Origin of the sequence: Streptomyces sp. B15, from assembly GCF_018070605.1 — a bacterium.
Lineage (GTDB): Bacteria > Actinomycetota > Actinomycetes > Streptomycetales > Streptomycetaceae > Streptomyces > Streptomyces smyrnaeus.
The window spans coordinates 1-5,234 of sequence record NZ_JAGPXJ010000182.1; the positions used below are offsets into that span (position 1 = coordinate 1).

Annotated in this window: 2 rRNA genes; both read right to left on the reverse strand. The window is 57.9% G+C overall.

The features are described from left to right. Window positions 1-40: 40 nt before the first annotated feature. Window positions 41-3,163 (reverse strand): 23S ribosomal RNA (locus KBY19_RS35535). A gap of 305 nt (window positions 3,164-3,468) precedes the next feature. Next, window positions 3,469-4,997, reverse strand: a 16S ribosomal RNA gene (locus tag KBY19_RS35540). The 16S and 23S rRNA genes sit together here, the layout of an rRNA operon. Window positions 4,998-5,234 lie beyond the last annotated feature (237 nt).

The following is a 5,234-nucleotide window of genomic DNA, read 5'->3' on the forward strand; positions in this document are numbered from 1 at the left end:
GGTTGTTGTCTCAGAACCCACACAGTGGACGCGAGCCTCTATGGACAAGCCCTCGGCCTATTAGTACCGGTCACCTCCACACGTTACCGTGCTTCCAGATCCGGCCTATCAACCCCGTCATCTCCAGGGAGCCTTAACCCCTCAAAGGGGGTGGGAGTCCTCATCTCGAAGCAGGCTTCCCGCTTAGATGCTTTCAGCGGTTATCCTTCCCGAACGTAGCCAACCAGCCATGCCCTTGGCAGAACAACTGGCACACCAGAGGTCCGTCCGTCCCGGTCCTCTCGTACTAGGGACAGCCCTTCTCAAGACTCCTACGCGCGCAGCGGATAGGGACCGAACTGTCTCACGACGTTCTAAACCCAGCTCGCGTACCGCTTTAATGGGCGAACAGCCCAACCCTTGGGACCGACTCCAGCCCCAGGATGCGACGAGCCGACATCGAGGTGCCAAACCATCCCGTCGATATGGACTCTTGGGGAAGATCAGCCTGTTATCCCCGGGGTACCTTTTATCCGTTGAGCGACGGCGCTTCCACAAGCCACCGCCGGATCACTAGTCCCGACTTTCGTCCCTGCTCGACCCGTCAGTCTCACAGTCAAGCTCCCTTGTGCACTTACACTCACCACCTGATGACCAACCAGGCTGAGGGAACCTTTGGGCGCCTCCGTTACTCTTTAGGAGGCAACCGCCCCAGTTAAACTACCCACCAGACACTGTCCCCGATCCGGATCACGGACCCAGGTTAGACATCCAGCACGACCAGAGTGGTATTTCAACAACGACTCCACGAACACTGGCGTGCCCGCTTCACAGTCTCCCACCTATCCTACACAAGCCGAACCGAACACCAATATCAAGCTGTAGTAAAGGTCCCGGGGTCTTTCCGTCCTGCTGCGCGAAACGAGCATCTTTACTCGTACTGCAATTTCACCGGGCCTATGGTTGAGACAGTCAAGAAGTCGTTACGCCATTCGTGCAGGTCGGAACTTACCCGACAAGGAATTTCGCTACCTTAGGATGGTTATAGTTACCACCGCCGTTTACTGGCGCTTAAGTTCTCAGCTTCACCAGGACGAATCCTGACTAACCGGTCCCCTTAACGTTCCAGCACCGGGCAGGCGTCAGTCCGTATACATCGCCTTACGGCTTCGCACGGACCTGTGTTTTTAGTAAACAGTCGCTTCTCGCTGGTCTCTGCGGCCACCCCCAGCTCACACCGAAAAGGTGATCACCAGGTGTGGCCCCCCTTCTCCCGAAGTTACGGGGGCATTTTGCCGAGTTCCTTAACCATAGTTCACCCGAACGCCTCGGTATTCTCTACCAGACCACCTGAGTCGGTTTAGGGTACGGGCCGCCACACAACTCGCTAGAGGCTTTTCTCGACAGCACAGGATCACCCACTTCACCACAAACGGCTCGGCATCAGGTCTCACCCACAAGCCAGGCGGATTTACCTACCTGACGGGCTACACCCTTACCCCGGGACAACCATCGCCCGGGCTGGACTACCTCACTGCGTCACCCCATCACTCACCTACTACAAGCTCGGACCGTCGGCTCCACCACACTCCTTCACCCGAAGGATCCAGAGAGGCTTCACGGACTTAGCATCACCTGATTCGATGTTTGACGCTGCATAGCGGGTACCGGAATATCAACCGGTTCTCCATCGACTACGCCTGTCGGCCTCGCCTTAGGTCCCGACTTACCCTGGGCAGATCAGCTTGACCCAGGAACCCTTAGTCAATCGGCGCACACGTTTCTCACGCATGTATCGCTACTCATGCCTGCATTCTCACTCGTGAACCGTCCACAACTCGCTTCCACGGCTGCTTCACCCGGCACACGACGCTCCCCTACCCATCCCAGCCTCCGTTAGGAGTAACACTGAAATGACACGACTTCGGCGGTGTACTTGAGCCCCGCTACATTATCGGCGCGGAATCACTTGACCAGTGAGCTATTACGCACTCTTTCAAGGATGGCTGCTTCTAAGCCAACCTCCTGGTTGTCTCTGCGACTCCACATCCTTTCCCACTTAGCACACGCTTAGGGGCCTTAGTCGATGCTCTGGGCTGTTTCCCTCTCGACCATGGAGCTTATCCCCCACAGTCTCACTGCCGCGCTCTCACTTACCGGCATTCGGAGTTTGGCTAAGGTCAGTAACCCGGTAGGGCCCATCGCCTATCCAGTGCTCTACCTCCGGCAAGAAACACACGACGCTGCACCTAAATGCATTTCGGGGAGAACCAGCTATCACGGAGTTTGATTGGCCTTTCACCCCTAACCACAGGTCATCCCCCAGGTTTTCAACCCTGGTGGGTTCGGGCCTCCACACGGTCTTACCCGCGCTTCACCCTGCCCATGGCTAGATCACTCCGCTTCGGGTCTTGAACACGCTACTCAAACGCCCTCTTCGGACTCGCTTTCGCTACGGCTCCCCCACACGGGTTAACCTCGCAACATGCCGCAAACTCGCAGGCTCATTCTTCAAAAGGCACGCAGTCACGACGTGAAGACCGAAATCTCCACGCGACGCTCCCACGGCTTGTAGGCACACGGTTTCAGGTACTCTTTCACTCCGCTCCCGCGGTACTTTTCACCATTCCCTCACGGTACTATCCGCTATCGGTCACCAGGGAATATTTAGGCTTGACGGGTGGTCCCGCCAGATTCACACAGGATTTCTCGGGCCCCATGCTACTTGGGAACAACACAAGTGAGCCGTACAGATTTCAGCTACGGGGGTCTTACCCTCTACGCCGGGCCTTTCGCATGCCCTTCGCCTATCCATACGGTTTCTAACTCACCCAGCCGCCGGCAGACGACTGAAGCGCAGTCCCACAACCCCGCATGCGCAACCCCTGCCGGGTCTCACACACATACGGTTTAGCCTGATCCGGTTTCGCTCACCACTACTCCCGGAATCACGGTTGTTTTCTCTTCCTACGGGTACTGAGATGTTTCACTTCCCCGCGTTCCCTCCACACCGCCTATACATTCAGCGGCAGGTGACAGCCCATGACGACTGCCGGGTTCCCCCATTCGGACACCCCCGGATCACAGCTCGGTTGACAGCTCCCCGGGGCCTATCGCGGCCTCCCACGTCCTTCATCGGTTCCTGGTGCCAAGGCATCCACCGTGCGCCCTTAAAAACTTGGCCACAGATGCTCGCGTCCACTGTGCAGTTCTCAAACAACAACCAGCCACCCACCACCCCCGACACACATCGGAGTTCACTGGGACCGGCACCAAGAGCCACAACCCAACGGCCGTGCCCTCAGACACCCAACAGCGCGCCCAACACCCTCAGACACCTTCCTCGTTCCACGCCGAAGCAGTACTAGAAGAAAGCAGCCAAGAGTGCCGAATAGTCAACGTTCCACCCATGAGCAACCCACCGCAGAACACTCGCCTGCGTAATGGGCCTCTGGACCACCACACGTGATGGCCAAAGATGCTCCTTAGAAAGGAGGTGATCCAGCCGCACCTTCCGGTACGGCTACCTTGTTACGACTTCGTCCCAATCGCCAGTCCCACCTTCGACGATTCCCTCCCCACAAGGGGGTTGGGCCACCGGCTTCGGGTGTTACCGACTTTCGTGACGTGACGGGCGGTGTGTACAAGGCCCGGGAACGTATTCACCGCAGCAATGCTGATCTGCGATTACTAGCGACTCCGACTTCATGGGGTCGAGTTGCAGACCCCAATCCGAACTGAGACCGGCTTTTTGAGATTCGCTCCACCTCACGGCATCGCAGCTCATTGTACCGGCCATTGTAGCACGTGTGCAGCCCAAGACATAAGGGGCATGATGACTTGACGTCGTCCCCACCTTCCTCCGAGTTGACCCCGGCAGTCTCCCGTGAGTCCCCAACCTCCGAAGAGTTGCTGGCAACACAGGACAAGGGTTGCGCTCGTTGCGGGACTTAACCCAACATCTCACGACACGAGCTGACGACAGCCATGCACCACCTGTACACCGACCCAAAGGGGGGCACTGTCTCCAGCGCTTTCCGGTGTATGTCAAGCCTTGGTAAGGTTCTTCGCGTTGCGTCGAATTAAGCCACATGCTCCGCCGCTTGTGCGGGCCCCCGTCAATTCCTTTGAGTTTTAGCCTTGCGGCCGTACTCCCCAGGCGGGGCACTTAATGCGTTAGCTGCGGCACGGACGACGTGGAATGTCGCCCACACCTAGTGCCCAACGTTTACGGCGTGGACTACCAGGGTATCTAATCCTGTTCGCTCCCCACGCTTTCGCTCCTCAGCGTCAGTATCGGCCCAGAGATCCGCCTTCGCCACCGGTGTTCCTCCTGATATCTGCGCATTTCACCGCTACACCAGGAATTCCAATCTCCCCTGCCGAACTCCAGCCTGCCCGTATCGAATGCAGACCCGGGGTTAAGCCCCGGGCTTTCACATCCGACGCGACAAGCCGCCTACGAGCTCTTTACGCCCAATAATTCCGGACAACGCTCGCACCCTACGTATTACCGCGGCTGCTGGCACGTAGTTAGCCGGTGCTTCTTCTGCAGGTACCGTCACTTGCGCTTCTTCCCTGCTGAAAGAGGTTTACAACCCGAAGGCCGTCATCCCTCACGCGGCGTCGCTGCATCAGGCTTGCGCCCATTGTGCAATATTCCCCACTGCTGCCTCCCGTAGGAGTCTGGGCCGTGTCTCAGTCCCAGTGTGGCCGGTCGCCCTCTCAGGCCGGCTACCCGTCGTCGCCTTGGTAGGCCATCACCCCACCAACAAGCTGATAGGCCGCGGGCTCATCCTGCACCGCCGGAGCTTTCCACCACCAGACCATGCGGCCGGTGGTCATATCCGGTATTAGACCCCGTTTCCAGGGCTTGTCCCAGAGTGCAGGGCAGATTGCCCACGTGTTACTCACCCGTTCGCCACTAATCCCCTCCCGAAAGAGGTTCATCGTTCGACTTGCATGTGTTAAGCACGCCGCCAGCGTTCGTCCTGAGCCAGGATCAAACTCTCCGTGAATGCTTTCGCTTCGCGGAAGAGCGGGACCGGAAGAGGAATAATCTCCCGATCCACAGCGTCCTCGCTGTATGCCCTCTTCAATCGAGAGCTGTCAAAGGAACCTCAACCCATCGACACTCGTCGACAGGCCGGGGTATCAACATATCTGGCGTTGACTTTTGGCACGCTGTTGAGTTCTCAAGGAACGGACGCTTCCTTCGAAACCATCTCACCGGTTTCTCCGGACGTTTGCCCTTT